The organism is Mesorhizobium loti R88b (assembly GCF_013170845.1).
In the GTDB taxonomy this organism is placed as follows: domain Bacteria; phylum Pseudomonadota; class Alphaproteobacteria; order Rhizobiales; family Rhizobiaceae; genus Mesorhizobium; species Mesorhizobium loti_B.
In genome coordinates this window covers 4,037,092-4,051,850 of the sequence record NZ_CP033367.1, presented here as the reverse complement: position 1 = coordinate 4,051,850, position 14,759 = coordinate 4,037,092, and the positions used below count along the sequence as shown (strand labels likewise).

Genomic DNA, 14,759 nt, shown 5'->3' with positions numbered 1-14,759 from the left:
TCACCTGATGCTCACAACTACGTGATGACCCTGTGCGTTCCAGCCGCTTAGTTTACAAATTTGTAAGCTATCAAACGCTCAGGCGCTCTCGAAGCGTTCCAAACGTGGCAAGACAACATCCGAACCTGTGACGGGCACGCCGCAGTCGTGCGGTGCGGCCTTTGTTCCGCCACCGCAGGCGCGTTCATAGCCCCCTAGCGTAAGGAGTTCACATGGCTACTACCGCAGCTCTGGTCTGGTATTTGGTAATCGCAGGCCCGCAGGGTGGCATGGTGTTATTGCCCACCACTTTCGATAAGCGCGAACAATGCACCGCCGCTATCGCAGAATATCAGAAGCAGCCGACTCCCCCAGGCTGGTCCGTACAGTGCGTACCCAGCGCCTCGCCATTCACCGACAATGGATCAGCCGAGTAGCTGCGTTGTCGCTTGCCGGCTTACAGTGGCGGGCGGCTGGTAAAGCCCGCCGCCTCAACGGCAGCGGGCCTTATAGTTTCGGCGGGTGGAGGCCCACCGCGCAGCAAATGTGCCGTTCGCTGCCGACGGTGATGGTTAGCTGGCGATGCCAGAAACAGGCACTTACGAATCCGTAAGGAACTCAAGCTCGGCCCTTGTTTCATGGTCTGCTAAATTAGGCCGATGAGGCTCCTGCTTATTTCGTTTGGCGTTCTTTTTTTTATGGCGCTCGCGTTTTGGCTGACAGTCCGTTTGATCCACGGGACGTGAACCCAAACATGAAGAAGGTTTGGGCGAAGATTTCGAAGAAGCATCAGACTGCCATGATGGAGGAATGCCAGGACGCCGCAATGAGCAAACCGCATGCTGAGTTCTGCGCCAAGCTGAACGCGCTGGCCGGCAAGGCCTGAGCATCTAAGGGCTGTAACGGGGGTGGCGAGCCGTGAGGATCGCCATTCCCATTCCAATTTGGGCAGGCCAGGATCGTAATGCACAATCGCGTCGAGCATTGTGCGATAGAGGCATTAAATTGCACTGTGCCGCCGGCAAGGGCATTTTATGGTTTGAGCGGACGGGCGAAAGTGCATGGCGCTGGACACAGGCGGGCGCCAGGACGCTTCGAGGTGCGTGTTGGCGCGCAGCCACCGGCCAGCGAAGTAGCCAGCGACCAGCGCTATAGATGGCTGTTGGGGCTCAAGAGGCCTTGGACTGAGACCGTCCTGCCAACGCGGCGAGGAATGCCTTCGCTGCGGCGTCGCAGGCGACACGCGATGGCCCGTTTGCAAGCAAGATCACGTCCGCCGCCTTCAACGTTAATCCGTACTTTTCGGCGAACGTTTCAATCTCATAAGGGCGCGTGGCTTGATCGGTGTCGTGGTCGGGATGCTTGCTCATGGAGCCACTCATATTAGGCTGGGCTCATGCGCGCGACTTACGGATTCGTAAGGTGATAATCCCTGCCTCGGTTATGTTCGGAACCATTTTAGCGCTCGCTGATTAATCCGCGATCTTATAAAAAGCCGGATCTCGAAAAGACGCTCGCGGGGGCTTATGGTCTCGAAGAAGCTGGTAGCCAACGCCAAGCAGGCGGCTGATCTTCTGGCAGTGTTAGCCAGTCCGTGGCGACTATTGATTATGAGCCATTTGGCCAATCGCGGCGAAATGTCTGTCGGCGCCATCTGCGAAAAGTTGATGATAAGCCAATCGTCTCTGTCGCAGCACTTAGCCAAGCTGCGCAGGCTTGGCCTAGTAGAGACCCGGCGGGATAGCCAGACAATCTATTATTCCTGCAGTTCCGATGCAGCGCGCGAAATCCTTTCGTTTCTGGAAGGGATGTATGGCGCACCCGAGATGAAGCAGAAGCGCTTGTCTTCGGTAAGGTAGGACGGGTCTGTCTAATATGTAATCGCCGGCTTCCGCGATCACACCATAGCCAGGGATCGCCTTCGGTATATTAGCATTTGCTTGCGGCGGATCTGATGTCCGCTTGGCCGGCGTCATCCCAAAGCCCACCCCAACCTAGGCGCCGGCCACTTTCAATCATCGCTTCGCCTTCGGCCTGATCGTCTCGACCCGCACCTTGTCGCCGATCTCCTTGGCCATATCGAGAGCCGCCTGTTTGTCCTTGGTGGTGATCACGGTGCGCCAGTTCGGCTTTTCGAACACGCTCACGAGGTAGGTTGTGGCCGGCTTGTCGGTCATCTCATCCCCTGAAAAAGTTGAAAGCCCGCGCCTCGTGGCGGAAAGCGCGGGCCGATCAGGTGGTGCATTATCCCGATCTGCGGAAGGCATGGGGTGCATCCTGCCGCAAGCACCAATCTTTAGAGACGCCTAATATTCCGTCAAGGTGATCTTGCCTTCAGCAATCCCGCTGCCCCATTCACGGCAGCAGCGGGCGCCCCTAGGGATCGCGGGACTTGCCGAGGCGTTGGAACCTCTGCCGCCAAGAAAACTATCGGGGCGCCCTTATGTTCCTCATGACGCTACCCAGCCGTGGGGGACGCACACGGCCAATTGAATTGCGGCACGGGGATTACTGATTACCTGCCCGCCATGAACAAGACGAAGCTCACAGTCTGGATTGGGCTTGCCGTGCTGGCGGTGCTGCTCGTGATCGCGATTTATTGGTTTATGCAAGCGGACGCGCCCGACTGGTCCACGCGGCTTTGACCGCTACCCAGCCGTAGGAGGCCGCACCGGCCCTGTCGTGTTCCACTGGATGAACTCGACTTCCTTGCCGGTCACATCCCGCCGGACCGAGCCAACGCGAAGGTGCGTTCTAGCGTCGTCTTGTTGGCTTGCATTATCTTGGCCCTACAATTGGTTTCGGAGCGGGATATAGCGCGGGGCTTTAAAAGCAATGGCCCGCGCCGGGTGTGAGCCGAGACGGGCCTTTGTTTGTCTACCCGGTTGAGGGGACATCCAGGCCGCGTGGATTGGTGATGGGCAAAAGCATTCCAACCAGACCGCGCATCTCGTCATGGGCGACGATGCGGGTTTCGGCTTGGCCGTCGTTCACCCGATAGGCCACGCGAGTGCTGAGTGTCACGACGCTGGCAAGGATGTCCTCGCTAAACACTACAACCGCGCTCGAAATCTTGCGTTGAAGGATAGCCGACAAGGTATCGCCGCGGGCAGGTCGGCGTTCCTGCATCACTTCAAGAATGGTGTAGTCTTTGGTGGTCAGTTGGCAGCTATCGATAATGGGCATGGCGTGTCTCCGGCCGGCCTGTGCAGGGATCCGGCGTCAAGCGTTGATCGGGGAGAACTACCCCTGTGCCGGGCAAGGATTGGCCGGCGCAGGGGTCACACTCCCGCGATGAGGCTGCCCGCATGATTGAGGAGACGGATGGAAACGCCCATGGCTAGACGCGCGTCGCAATTGTCGAAAACGATGGCACGCGCTGATCGGCTGTATCGCCTTCCGGAGCTGGCTGGCTCACTTGAAGCACCAGCAACTGGTGCTGGCGTCCATCCCTGGCGGTCCACATGATCGACTGCCCGGCCGAGAGGCCCATCAAAGCCGTGCCAATCGGCGTAAGGATCGAAACCTTGCCTTGGGAGATGTCCGCATCGCCAGGGAAAACCAGCGTGACTGTTTTGCGATCACCCGTGTCGGGCTTGAACGTCACAATCGAGCCCATCCGCACGGTGTCGGCGGTGACCGAGCCATCGGCGACTATGCGCGCGCGCTCCAGCTCGGCGAGCAGTTCATCTGCCGCCTCAGGATTTCGGGCAGCAACGGTGTTCGCTAGCGCCGACAAACGTGCGTGCTCCGACTGTGCGATGCGGATAATCGGCTTGCGCCAGGTTTTGTTGTTCTCTTGCATTTGAATACTCACGCTTCTGCCCCGCAACTGGGACCCGCAGAAGGGTCGTCAACGGTTGTCGGTGCGACGAAAGTTTATTGCTGAATGCGCCGATGCTGCAGGGACTGATGCGACCCTGCGCCAATTGACATGTCGATGTTAGATGTTACCCCTCGGCCCGAGGCGCGCATGGCCACCGAGCCGGGGGTTACGATCCCGCTATGGGGCAAACCCGGAAAAGAAAATCGCTAAGGATTTTGGCGGCGGTGCACATACAGCCATAGTTGGGGACGCGATTTGCGAAGTCAAGGCGCGGCTCTGCAGTGCGCCGCCGCCAGCACGGCGGAGGGGCTGCTCGATTCAGATTTCCGGATCGTCGAGAATGCGAGAGATCGTGCTGCGCCCCAGTTCACTCATGGCGGGGTTGGTGCGACGGTAGTACCAGACGAGACCCATTGCCTGCTGGAAAGCCCAGGCAGCACCACGCTTCCACCAGAGATCCTCAACTTGAAGGTGGCGCCGAAACGTCGCCCTTCGTTCGCGGTCCAGAAGATGCCACGCGACTACCAGATCCAGCGATGGGTCGGCTGGTCCGAAACTGCCGCCATCCAGCACGCCGACAAGGCGCCCGCTCTGGACGAGAAGGTTTGCCGGGATAAGGTCCCTGTGACTCATCACGACAGGCTCTGGCGATGGCAACTCGCGCAAGCCCGCCCACAAATCGGTAGTGGGTCAGTTTGAAATTTAGATATTGCGATTCTCCCCTAACAGTCGGTACGTCCCAGCATTTGGATGGTTCGATATCGAATTAGGGGGCGACCTGAGATATGGAAAAGCGAAGCCTGCAAAATTATTTGGATGCCGGAAACATCCATATCGGAAGGGGGTCAATCATTCGCTTCCCTTTCGTTTACAGGGGAGAGAACTGGCGAAACGTAATGGTTTATGATTGCGATATCGAAGGTCGCGGAATGGGGCTTCTCGTTGTTAGCGGATACTATGCTGGAACGCCGATTGTTCACTTGCCGGAAGAATCCGGAAAGCACGCTATATCGACCAGGTGGATGCTAGATAATTTCAGTAAGTGGGTGGACGATGTACCCACACGGGAAATCTATATTATAGAAAAAATTGCAGATGTCTTCTTATAGGGCTGGCTGGTAGTGGGTCGACCCACTACCCGCCCGTCCCTCGCCTTGGCGTAGGAGTTGCTGAGCCGCTTGGTGTCGGCCTTTACGTAGTCAGGCGTGTAGCTGAATTGAACCGCACGCCGCTTGCAGGAAGTGCATTTCATTCGAGGGGCCAGGTCGGTGGCCATGGCCGGCGTGTCCGCGCCGTACCGGTCGCGCAGCGCCTTTAGGTCGAGCGTCTGCGAGTGATGGCATTGCAGGCAATGCACCGTCACCTTCATCTCATGCTCGATCAGCGATCCAAACGTCCAGCCCATGGTCCGGATGATATCGGCAGCAAGGTGCCTCGGCAATCTTTGTTCTCTGTTTGTACCCTGCATCAGCGGGTGATTATGTCGCTGACAAACCCAAAGTGAGATAGGGATATAATCAGGACAGGTCGGCAACCCCGCGAAATGGAGCGATCTATAGGAATGTGCTATGATTCGGCGCATGGGAAAGAAGGCGAAGCAGAAAGCGAAACAGTCAGTTGAACCACAGCCGGAGACCGCCCTTGAGCGGGAAGCCGCCCACTATGGCCTCACGAAAGAGGAGGCGTTGCGGATGCTGGAAGACGCCTACACCTTGAAGCCATTCGAGATAGCACACACCGCGAAGCGCCAGGCTTAACCAGCCGTAGGGAGACGACTTTGCTATTGCAATCACTGGCAACGGGTTGGCGGCGGTTCTGGTCGCGCAAGCTCATCGCCAAGTACGACGTGAAAGCCAAATATTTCACGGTCTCGTTCAAAGTCTACCAGTCGGATGATGGCGAACGGATGTGCCGTATGAGCGTCGTGTCAGGCCAAGATTCGAACTTCTCCCCGATGCGGGCAGTCGACCTCGACCTCCTTATCGAAGCGGCTCAGGAAGCTAGGGCGCAGCTAGGCGCTACCCAGCCATAGGGGCATGGCTACAGGACTTGTAGCGCCATCCGGGAGATACCTTTGAGGGTAACTAAGTTGCGATGGATCTAGGTTCTATTGAGAGACGCTAGCGCGACTCGGACAGCGGAGACTGCCAGGTTTAGGGCTAAGAAGAGAGCTACGAGAATTACGACCTGCCAATACCAGGCATAGGGGGCACGTATGGCGACAAACACAGCTACGCCACCTAGCGCCGTCTCGATCAACCAATTCATCTATTCTGCCTCCCGTTATCCGAGAATGCGGCCTTTTCCGGCTGGAGTCTAGACGGCGCTACCCAGCCGTAGGGAGGCGTGCAGCGAAAGCAGGTGCAGGAGGGCAAGGGCAACCGCCCAAGGGCGCCAAGGTCGAGGGCGAATGGATCAAACCGGGCCTTGTCGGCAGGGTCAAAACCTTGAAGCGCGAGGAACACCTTAGACACGCGACGCTCAGGGACATTCGCGAGGAATGATTTCCCATACGTTGCCCACCTTGACAGACCATGGAAACATGATTGGCACATTCCGCGTTCCATTATTTCCTACAGTATTAGTCGATTTCGGCCTTCGTGCTGGCCACTTATGAACGGTTTGGTCGCATGTAACGGGGATTGGGGCGGTTTCCCTGTTGACATCGCGTCCCGGGTCAGGGTGTATGTTGTTGTTCCTTTTAGAACTTTTCTCAATGGCGAGATCTGTCTTGAAAGGAACGCCCCCATGATAATCACCCTCGACCTCGGCCAGGTGCTCACCCTGACCGCAAGCGCGTTCGGCGTCGTGGCCGGCGTGATCGCGTTTGCCCGCTTCATCAAATGGTGGTGGCACAAGCCGCCAGCACCGGGCGAGTGATAGACCCATTCGCAGGCGCTGGCAGGCTCGGGTTCGGATAGTGTCTCAGTTTGAATTTTCGGGGAAGCGCATTATGGCCCATGATGCAGAGGGATTGGAAGAGTTCCACCAGCTAACGAGCAACCGGGAACCTAGTGCGCGGCAATCGATTGGGATCAATTCGGTTCGAAACGCGATCTCGATATCAAGGCGGGATATCGAGTCACGATGTTGACCGACTCGAATAAGAGTTATGCCGTCGCTCACATGGGCGACGACTTTCCCCTGCCACCATTCCTGTCCGTCATCGCTCACGCGATCTTCTTTTTGTAAGGCCCGCGCTTGCCGGGCTTCGGCGCAACTGCATCCATCTTCTCGCAAAGGTCTTCCATTGACCAGAGCGTCATGGACACGCCAGCTGCCATTGCCGGCGTCATTTCACGTCTTGTGCATTTTGATGAAGTTGTACCAAACCGTGTAGATCGCCACCTTATTCAAACTGAGACACTACCCACAAATCGCGAAGCCGAGCCACATCGAGAAGGCCCTCGCTGTTTTCAAAACAAACAGCCAGCCAGTCGTCATGATCGGAGAGATGTCCGCCACGTCCTTGCCCGTCGAAGCGTCGACCCCTTGTGTCTGCTTTGCGCAACGATGCCACGAGGTGTGCAAGGTCCAGGGCGAACGTCGTCGATCCACTTAGCCCGTGCGGCGTGGCAACCTCGCCTTCGATCCACGTCTGCAATGCCCATGGCATCGGATAGTGAGAACCTGGCGCGCCGAGCCCAATCGGCTGAGGCGTCGGAAACAAACAAAGTTCCCCAAACTCAACCATGGCAGCGGCCTCTGACCGAAGCATATCGGCGCAGTCGGTCGGATTCATTGCCCGCAGTGGAAACCGCGCGGCGCTCTTCGAGCCAATGCGGAAGATTGCATTAACGGTTCCCAAGGACTTCACCGAGGTGATTTCCTCATGGCGATACTGGGGAAACTGATCGCGGATCATCTGGCGAGCGATATCGATGTCGATATCCACCTGATCGTCATGCATCATTGGGTTCTCGTCGTGCCAAGCTGACTATGAACGGCAAATGGTTTTTATCGATTGCACGGAACAATGACCGCTCGCCAACAAGTTGCGATATGTCTGCACGGGGGCCGTTTGCAGACTGTCCGTTTTGGGGATGGCGAGCCTTGAAAGGGGACTGACGCGTCCAGCGTATCGCGGACTCTTTGCGCCAAGAGCCACGTTGATAGTCGCCCGTCAGCGACTTCAAGTCTCGCGGCACAGACCAGCGTCCCAATATGTCGGCTGCTCCCATGGGGGTGGCTGATGCAACCACCATGGGCCCGTTTCATGGCGAGGGCACATCTAGCCGCCCCGCTACTTGGAAGAACCGGTAATAGACGCCGCCAGTTACACTGCCTTGCTTAGCAGGAGTTCGTCGCTGAGTGCGCGTTCGTTGGGATCGATCGGACCCAGGTTCTTCACCACCCGGAAGCGACCGCTCTGTGCCTGTGCGATGTACATGTTCATGCGAACATGGTGCTGGCCGGGGACCATTTCGGCCGGACCACCCGGTCCCTCGCTGATCCGTGCGTGATCGAGCGCACGGATCACCGCGTCGCGCTCGACCGTGCCAGCTTCGTTCACCGCCGCTTCCCACATTTTGACCGCCCGGTAGTGGCCGGTGCAGCCGCTGCCCGCGGTCAACATGGCACTGCCGGAGAACCGTTCGCCGTAGCGACGCAAGAGCGCGCGGCCAAACGGATCGTCGAGTTCCTGGTAGTAGTCGAGGCAGCTGTAGAGGCCCTCGATCTGCTCGAACGGCACCAGATTGAAGAAGTTCTCGTCGAAGTAGGTGCAGACGATCTTGCCGCCGCGTTTGCCGAAACCGGCCTTGTGCAGTTCTTCGAGGAACGGTGTCAGGCCCGGCGGAACGATGGTATTGAAAACCACGTCGGTGCCGCTCGCCATGATCTGCTGCACCGTCCGCCGGAAATCGACGGTATCCAGCGGAAAATACTCCTCGCCGACGATCTCGCCGCCATTGGCGCGCACCACCCGGCTCGCGGCCTTGTTCAGCAAATGGGGCCAGATGTAGTCGGCCGACGGCAAGTAGAACGTCTTCGCCCCGGTGCTCTTCATCAGCCATGGGATTAGCGGTTCGACCTGCTGCGCGGGCACGGGACCCGTGCAGAAGATCAGCGGATCGTTTTCCTGTCCCTCATACTGCTCGGTGTAGATGTAGAGCGTCCTGCCCCGCGTAACTGCCTCGCTCTTGATAGCCTGGCGGGTCGAGCTGTAGATGCCGCCGACGACCACATCGACCTTATCGACGTCGATCAGTTTCGCGGTCCTCGCCCTGGCGACGCCGTCGATGGTTTCGCCATCCTCGATAACAAGCTCCAGCGGCCGGCCGAGCAAGCCGCCTTTGGCGTTGATGTCGTCGACGAGCATGGTGGTGAGGTTCGCATTTGCGATGCCCATGAAAGACAATGGGCCGGTGAGTTCGGCGACAAGGCCGATCTTGATGGGTTTCGGATCCATTTGATTTCTCCAAATCTGGGGGTTCGTCGGGGCGCGCCGCCGCCGGGCGGCAGGCGCTCAGGGCGGGAGCTCAGGCCTCGTAGTGGCCGAGCAGCAGTGCTGCCTGCGGCTTGCCGACATGGCCGGCTTCCTGCAGGATCGCGGGCACCTCAGGATCCGACACGAAATTCTTCCAGCCCTCGGCGTCCCAGTCGAAGATCGCCCAGACGCGGTCGGGCTCGCTGGGGTCTCGGAAGACGGTTGCGCCGTTCGAGCCGTGCAGCCGGCGCTTGTCGGCGCCCTTGGTCGAAAAGATGCGGATGAAGTGGTCTACGTCCACCACTTTGGTCGTTGCGAGAAGCATCTGATTTCCTCCTGTCGGTCGCGGCCACCATTGGTCCGTCGACAGGATCACGATGGGCGCCCGCAAGCGGGTGCACATGGGGTGGATTCCCTATGCCTGCGTTTCGCCCGGTCGGATAAGACCGTGCTCAACCGCATAGAGCGCGGCAGCGGCGCGAGTGGTCACGCCGATCTTGGAATAGACACTCTGGATATGGTGGTCTGCGGTCTTGGGCGAGATTTCGAGCTTGCTAGCCGCTTCCTTCACTGTAAGGCCGGCGGCGATCAGCCGCAGCACCTCGATCTCGCGTGGCGTCATGCCAGCAAGCGCCCTCGGCAGCGCTCGGCGCGACGGCAGCCCCGAGAAGGACAACACGGCCTCGGCGGCGTCAGGGCAGATGCAGCCGTCGCGAACCGCGGCGCGCAACTGGCTCGCCGCAGCTTCGCTGGACAGCGCCTTGCGGTGAGGACGTTCCTCGCGCGACGTCTGGAACGCTTCCGCAGCGGCCAGGATCCTCGCTGCTGGAGATAGATCGGAGCCGCCGACCTTGCGGTGATAGCCCGAGCCATCCAGGCGTTCGTGATGGCGAAGCACTAGGGCGGCCATCGCATCTCCCTCGTGGCCGAACGAGGCCAGCGCCCGTTCGCCGTAATAGGCGTGCAGCTGTGCCGCGTCGCGCTCGCGCACCGACAGCGGACCATTGCGCATCCAGGTCGCCACCGGCACCACCAGTTCGCCAATGTCGTGGATACAGCCCGACCAGCGCAGCGCGCGGAGGTCTGTGGCGGGCAGCTTCATTTGCCCCCCGGCTCCCTCGGCCAGTTGCGCGACCATCCGTGAATGGCCGAAGGTAAGCGGCATGCGCATGTCGATCATGTCGGCGATGGCGAGGAATGCCTCGTCGCAGGCTGCCTCGTCCAGCGTCACCGGCGGATCGGGCTCGAGCGCCAGGATCGTATCGCGGTCGACCGTCGCACCGATCCCCTCCATCAGAGCCGCGGCGTTAGCCGAGACGAGTCGAGCCAAATCCGCTTCGTATGGGCCATCGGCGCGACTGCCTATGGTTTCGGCCATCCCCTCGATGCCGACGGCTTCGCTGAGCGCAATGGCATCCTGCGCTAGCGTGATCAGGCGGACGGCCGGCAAGACATCCTCGCCGCTCAGCCCACGCGGCAGGCCCTTGCCGTCCCAGCGTTCCTAGATCTGCCCGAGATTTCGCCGGATCTCCTCGGACAGGCCAAGCCGTTGGCCGATCCGCTGCGCGACCTCGCAATGCGCTGTGAGCACCGGGCGAGCCACTGCGAGCGCCTGCGACATCGCGGTCTCAATCGCCCTCGCCTGCGCGTCAGGCTCGAGATCGTAGTAGAACCGTTTGAAGGCCTGCACGAAGACCCTGCCCAGTTCCGCACGATTGCCCATGTCGAGACCTACAAGATCTTGGCGAAGAGCGATTTCGTCGCCGAAGGTGGCCGACAGAAGGTCCGTGTCGGCGTTGCAGCCGACATAGCGCAGCATCGACTGGTGGTAGGCGTTGCGCCGAACCTCTTCGGAAACACCCGCAAGATCGGCGATCCGCATTGCAAGCACGCAGGATTTCAGTGCGAAGTCGCGAGAATGGCCCGTGGCCAGGTCCGAAGCATAAGCCAGGACCATCATAAAGTCCGCCCGGCGTATCGAGACGTCTGTCATCGCACACCCCCAGTGAGCCTCATGCTAGCCGCCTGCGCCGTCATTACCTAGGGGAAAGATCCCAACCCTGATCGAGATCTTGCGAGAAACAGAATTTTCGGTTTTGGGCCGTTTGCGGACCGGCGGGTTCGGGAACATGTGGCGCTGAGCTGCCATTCGACAACTCGACGGCAACTAGCCACTATTTCAAGCCCCGCTGGTCAATGCACACGGCCTCTCTCTCAGACCACGGGTTATATCTTGTGTATGTCCCTAGCCACCCCCAGCAGTCCAGTATCTTGGATGAGATCTATAATGCAGCGCTTGCCATCGTTGGTACCGCCGGGTCCATTTGGCCCGTGTCGAATATCTCTATGAGAGCATCGCACTATTCTGGCAGCCCAGCAGCATTAAGCGCAGCACCAAGGCATTCCGCGAGCGCTGGAGCACAGTTCACGCCCGCAAACTGGCGGCTGTAGCGGAACGTTGGCTGCAGTTCGAGCACCCGCGCGGCAGCTGCCCTCGCTTCCTGCAACCGGCCGAGTTTGGCAAGTGCAGCGGCCAATTGCACATAAGTGATGCTGTGTGCGGGATTGGCCTGAACGGACTTGTAAGCGGCGCGACAGGCTTCGTCGTAGCGGCCGCGGAGCAGGTGACTCATCGCCTGCGCGTCGAAAGCGGCGAAAGCCCAAGGGTCAAAGGGGCTTAGCCGCATTCCGCGCTCGCTCCAGTCGATGGCTCGCTCTGCTTCTGCGCCCCATCCGAGGACGACACTGCCGAGAATATAGGTCAGCGCTGATGACGGGCTGATCGCGAGCGCAGCTTCCAATGCAGTGAAAGCAGCGCTGCGGTCATGTCCATCCATGCCCAGGGAAAATCCCGCGAGAGTTAATGCGGACGCATCGTCCTGTCCCTGGAGGATGGCCGAGCGGGCATGGCGGATCGAAGCGGCGCGGTTGGCTTCCTGCAAGCCGCTGCGGAGGAAGAGGCAATGGTGGCACATCGCAGCGTTGCCGTGCGCCAGCGCATAGGTCGGATCGAGTTCGATGGCACGTTCCAGCAGAACGAGCGCGCGCGTCACTTGCTCGGGCATTCCGGAATCAACGTCGAGCTGCGCCCGAAGCACGAGGTCATAGGCATCAAGGTTGTCGGGACGCCTACGTTTCACCCTGTCGATTTCGGCACGCCGCAGGCTCGGTGCGATTGCGCCGACGGCCGACATGGCGATCTCATCCTGAAGCGCGAAGATATCGTCCGAGCTGCGGTCATACCGCTCGGCCCATACATGAGCGCCGGTCGATGCATCGATCATCTGGCCGGTCACGCGCACGTGGCCGCCAGCTCTTCGCACGCTGCCTTCGAGTACATACCGGACGCCAAGCTCGCGGCCGACCTGTTTCACGTCCACGGCGCGGCCCTTGTAGGTAAAGGTCGAATTTCGCGCGATTACGAGCAACCAGTTGATGCGTGCCAGGCCACTGATGATATCGTCCACCATCCCATCGGCGAAATAATCCTGCTCCGGATCGCCGCTTAGGTTTGAGAACGGCAAAACCGCAACCGACGGTTTGTCCAGCAATGTCAGCGTTGCAGTTGCGGTGCCGCCGGATCTCGGATTACAGCTACCGCCCGTGACCGCCGGCCCGACATAGCGATAGCCGCGTCGCGGCAGCGTTTCGATCCAGTATGCGCCGTCCGCCAACCGTCCAAAGAGCCTCCGCACTGCCGCAATCTGGACCGTGAGGTTGCTGTCCTCAATGGCCTGTCCGGGCCACGCCGCCTCGATCAGAGCTTCTTTCGGAACCGGCGCGCCCGCCTGTTCCACAAGCAGCGCAAGCAGCGCGACCGCCCGCTGGCCGAGCGGCGTCGGCTCGACGCCGTGGAATAGAATCCCGGTATCGGTGTCGAGGCGAAAGGGGCCAAACGTAAGGCTTGTCGACATTCCCGAAGAAGATACCGTTTGTGATTTTTTCGCAACGATTTCGGAAAGGCTTCACGACTCGCCGAAACGGGGAGCGCACCTTGTGCCCTTGGTTGCGGAAGTAGCACCGAGCCAATGGAGGATCAAATGAGCGTCGCTCCCGTCATTCGTATGCCCCACGAGGATAAGGGGGTCATGTTACGTGGCCATCCGATGGTGTTCCTCGTCACCGGCGAGGATACGAAACACACGAGCGTGTTCGACTGGACGATCCCGACCGGTTTCGCCACCGGCCTGCATGTTCATCGCGTGCAGGAGGAAACTTTCTACCTGCTTGACGGCGAATGCGTTTGGCAGGTTGGTGATAAGACGATCCACGCTACCCTAGGCACTTTCCTGTTCATTCCGCCGGGGGTCCCGCACAATATCACCAATGTGAGCGAGAAGCCGGCGCGGGTGCTGATGACCGTCTCTCCGCCAGGGCATGAGCACTATTTCGAAGAGCTCGCCAAGCTGGCTGAACGCGGCTCTCCTGATCCGAAAATGCTTGCCAACTTGCGGGACCGTTACGACACTGACCAGCTCTCGACCCTGACAACAAGAGCATAAGCTCGATCTGCAATGTCGGGCTAATGGCGCAACGTCGCTCATGCCCTCGGCACGAGCGACGTCCGCTTTTGCGGGCGCATGGGGCCGCCATAAACGACCGAGATCAGGCGCGTTGCCGCCAGGAACCTTTTGGGCCGTGAACGGACTGGCGGCTTTTCGGGAGCGAGGCCAGGAAAGCAGACATGCGATTGCGTTCGAAAAAAGCAATAAAGTTCGAATCTCGTCTGGCGCGCCATCCCTTCTCAGGGGACAAAACAAATCATGGCCGCGTGGGTTTCCCACGCCCTTGGGGGCTTGACCTGATCGCGCGTTGCGGAGATGCGATATTTTGTCTTCGGGACAACGGAATGTTTGCTTGCCCCGGGCTGGATCGAACAAAGGAATGGCAGTTGCATGAAACTGCTACCGCCAACTGTTGTACATTTTCATTACGGAGGTACTGGCGCATGGAACAGGACATTTCCCTGTTTATTCTAGCGGCGGCCAAGTTCGAGTTCTTCTTGGTCAATCGCGACATACGGTTTGCACACGTTACGAACGTCCGTGGCATTCGCGCTGTCACGGGCGTGAACTGGAGCGTGATCGCCGTCGATGTAGAAAACAGATTTCCTTTCGCCAGCTTCGACTTTGCGGGCCGAGGCATTCTCATCTTCAAGGAAACCGTGCCGCAATATCTCACAGTCGCGTGGGGCGGCGCACTGAAATGGGATAGCGACAACGTTCCAATCGATTCATGGGATCGCCTGCTCGCTCGGAGCTACGCTCAGTTGAGGAACAATGTTGCGCATGGCAACAAACATCAGATGCCAGCTCCGTTTACATATCAGCGGACCCTCGAATTTCTGCCAGCGGGTCACGCATTGATGGATTTCGTTGCCACTCAGGTCTTCGATGAGGCCGATTGGAATACGCCAATCTTTAACTGAGCTCCGCCAGCCAGCACCACCTGCTTCGTGTTTCTCTGCCCCGCAGAGGTGATTGTGTCAGGGTTACCCTACCCAACCATACGTATTTGTTCGGGGTA

General features: G+C 59.2%; 21 protein-coding genes and 1 pseudogene. 9 read left to right on the top strand and 13 right to left on the bottom strand.

The window, feature by feature from the left end:
• The first annotated feature begins 212 nt into the window (after positions 1 to 212).
• Both EB235_RS35185 and EB235_RS35130 read left to right on the top strand, forming a co-directional pair.
• Positions 213 to 416, top strand: a complete 204-nt coding sequence (locus tag EB235_RS35185) for a hypothetical protein (RefSeq protein WP_080680739.1) — start codon at positions 213 to 215, stop codon at positions 414 to 416.
• Positions 417 to 733: 317 nt separating this feature from the next.
• Positions 734 to 865, top strand: a complete 132-nt coding sequence (locus EB235_RS35130; protein WP_280944882.1) for a hypothetical protein — start codon at positions 734 to 736, stop codon at positions 863 to 865.
• 283 nt (positions 866 to 1,148) lie between these two features.
• On the opposite strand, the gene EB235_RS19700 is transcribed toward EB235_RS35130, so the two are convergent.
• Positions 1,149 to 1,349, bottom strand: a complete 201-nt coding sequence (locus tag EB235_RS19700) for a hypothetical protein (RefSeq protein WP_051429841.1) — start codon at positions 1,347 to 1,349, stop codon at positions 1,149 to 1,151.
• Between the two features lie 156 nt (positions 1,350 to 1,505).
• Between EB235_RS19700 and EB235_RS19695 the strand changes: the two genes are divergently transcribed.
• The gene (locus EB235_RS19695) at positions 1,506 to 1,838 is read left to right on the top strand and encodes an ArsR/SmtB family transcription factor (protein ID WP_027029354.1); all 333 of its coding nucleotides are present in this window, start codon (positions 1,506 to 1,508) and stop codon (positions 1,836 to 1,838) included.
• Positions 1,839 to 1,994: 156 nt separating this feature from the next.
• On the opposite strand, the gene EB235_RS19690 is transcribed toward EB235_RS19695, so the two are convergent.
• From EB235_RS19690 to EB235_RS19675, 4 genes are all read right to left on the bottom strand, one after another.
• Complete coding sequence (locus tag EB235_RS19690) at positions 1,995 to 2,156, bottom strand: hypothetical protein (RefSeq protein ID WP_167334853.1); 162 nt, start codon at positions 2,154 to 2,156, stop codon at positions 1,995 to 1,997.
• 700 nt (positions 2,157 to 2,856) lie between these two features.
• The gene (locus EB235_RS19685) at positions 2,857 to 3,165 is read right to left on the bottom strand and encodes a hypothetical protein (RefSeq protein WP_208603617.1); all 309 of its coding nucleotides are present in this window, start codon (positions 3,163 to 3,165) and stop codon (positions 2,857 to 2,859) included.
• Between the two features lie 154 nt (positions 3,166 to 3,319).
• Entirely contained in the window at positions 3,320 to 3,784 is a 465-nt protein-coding gene (rnk, locus tag EB235_RS19680) for a nucleoside diphosphate kinase regulator (RefSeq protein WP_051429583.1), read from the bottom strand.
• Positions 3,785 to 4,123: 339 nt separating this feature from the next.
• A complete protein-coding gene (locus EB235_RS19675; protein ID WP_027029355.1) occupies positions 4,124 to 4,438 on the bottom strand; it encodes a phosphotransferase in 315 nt (104 codons plus the stop codon).
• Between the two features lie 152 nt (positions 4,439 to 4,590).
• Here EB235_RS19675 and imm45 point away from each other — a divergent pair, with 152 nt between their 5' ends.
• Positions 4,591 to 4,914, top strand: coding sequence for an Imm45 family immunity protein (gene imm45, locus EB235_RS35290; protein ID WP_155256277.1), 324 nt, complete (start codon positions 4,591 to 4,593; stop codon positions 4,912 to 4,914).
• On the opposite strand, the gene EB235_RS19665 is transcribed toward imm45, so the two are convergent.
• Positions 4,878 to 5,246 carry a hypothetical protein gene (locus tag EB235_RS19665; protein ID WP_208603661.1) on the bottom strand — a complete coding sequence of 123 codons (369 nt, stop codon included), beginning with the start codon at positions 5,244 to 5,246 and terminating at the stop codon, positions 4,878 to 4,880. The two genes, imm45 and EB235_RS19665, sit on opposite strands and share 37 nt — an antisense overlap.
• A 127-nt stretch (positions 5,247 to 5,373) precedes the next feature.
• On the opposite strand from EB235_RS19665, the gene EB235_RS19660 reads away from it, so the two are divergent.
• The 3 genes from EB235_RS19660 (at position 5,374) to EB235_RS35125 (ending at position 6,685) form a co-directional block, all read left to right on the top strand.
• Complete coding sequence (locus EB235_RS19660) at positions 5,374 to 5,562, top strand: hypothetical protein (protein WP_032925398.1); 189 nt, start codon at positions 5,374 to 5,376, stop codon at positions 5,560 to 5,562.
• A gap of 20 nt (positions 5,563 to 5,582) precedes the next feature.
• The gene (locus tag EB235_RS19655) at positions 5,583 to 5,837 is read left to right on the top strand and encodes a hypothetical protein (protein ID WP_155256280.1); all 255 of its coding nucleotides are present in this window, start codon (positions 5,583 to 5,585) and stop codon (positions 5,835 to 5,837) included.
• Positions 5,838 to 6,553: 716 nt separating this feature from the next.
• Entirely contained in the window at positions 6,554 to 6,685 is a 132-nt protein-coding gene (locus EB235_RS35125) for a hypothetical protein (protein ID WP_280944884.1), read from the top strand.
• 290 nt (positions 6,686 to 6,975) lie between these two features.
• Here the strand turns inward: EB235_RS35125 and EB235_RS35120 are convergent.
• From EB235_RS35120 to EB235_RS19630, 7 genes and pseudogenes are all read right to left on the bottom strand, one after another.
• Positions 6,976 to 7,162 (bottom strand): annotated as a pseudogene (locus EB235_RS35120) (IS1 family transposase); the annotation flags it as partial.
• Complete coding sequence (locus EB235_RS19650) at positions 7,155 to 7,547, bottom strand: phosphotransferase (protein ID WP_432443030.1); 393 nt, start codon at positions 7,545 to 7,547, stop codon at positions 7,155 to 7,157. The gene EB235_RS19650 and the pseudogene EB235_RS35120, both read right to left, overlap by 8 nt.
• A 534-nt stretch (positions 7,548 to 8,081) precedes the next feature.
• Positions 8,082 to 9,215 carry a substrate-binding protein gene (locus EB235_RS19645; RefSeq protein WP_027029357.1) on the bottom strand — a complete coding sequence of 378 codons (1,134 nt, stop codon included), beginning with the start codon at positions 9,213 to 9,215 and terminating at the stop codon, positions 8,082 to 8,084.
• A gap of 70 nt (positions 9,216 to 9,285) precedes the next feature.
• Positions 9,286 to 9,558 carry a hypothetical protein gene (locus tag EB235_RS19640; RefSeq protein ID WP_027029358.1) on the bottom strand — a complete coding sequence of 91 codons (273 nt, stop codon included), beginning with the start codon at positions 9,556 to 9,558 and terminating at the stop codon, positions 9,286 to 9,288.
• A 90-nt stretch (positions 9,559 to 9,648) separates the two neighbouring features.
• Positions 9,649 to 10,683 carry an HD domain-containing phosphohydrolase gene (locus EB235_RS19635; RefSeq protein WP_245268762.1) on the bottom strand — a complete coding sequence of 345 codons (1,035 nt, stop codon included), beginning with the start codon at positions 10,681 to 10,683 and terminating at the stop codon, positions 9,649 to 9,651.
• A 51-nt stretch (positions 10,684 to 10,734) separates the two neighbouring features.
• On the bottom strand, positions 10,735 to 11,226 hold the full coding sequence (locus tag EB235_RS34800; protein ID WP_245268763.1) for a hypothetical protein: 492 nt from the start codon (positions 11,224 to 11,226) through the stop codon (positions 10,735 to 10,737).
• Between the two features lie 367 nt (positions 11,227 to 11,593).
• A complete protein-coding gene (locus EB235_RS19630; RefSeq protein ID WP_027029359.1) occupies positions 11,594 to 13,147 on the bottom strand; it encodes a winged helix-turn-helix domain-containing protein in 1,554 nt (517 codons plus the stop codon).
• Between the two features lie 126 nt (positions 13,148 to 13,273).
• Between EB235_RS19630 and EB235_RS19625 the strand changes: the two genes are divergently transcribed.
• Together EB235_RS19625 and EB235_RS34600 are read left to right on the top strand one after the other, a co-directional pair.
• Positions 13,274 to 13,735 (top strand): cupin domain-containing protein, encoded by a 462-nt coding sequence (locus EB235_RS19625; RefSeq protein ID WP_027029360.1) that lies wholly within the window; start codon positions 13,274 to 13,276, stop codon positions 13,733 to 13,735.
• 182 nt (positions 13,736 to 13,917) lie between these two features.
• Positions 13,918 to 14,661: a hypothetical protein gene (locus EB235_RS34600; RefSeq protein ID WP_208603618.1), complete on the top strand. Its 744-nt coding sequence runs from the start codon at positions 13,918 to 13,920 to the stop codon at positions 14,659 to 14,661.
• Positions 14,662 to 14,759 lie beyond the last annotated feature (98 nt).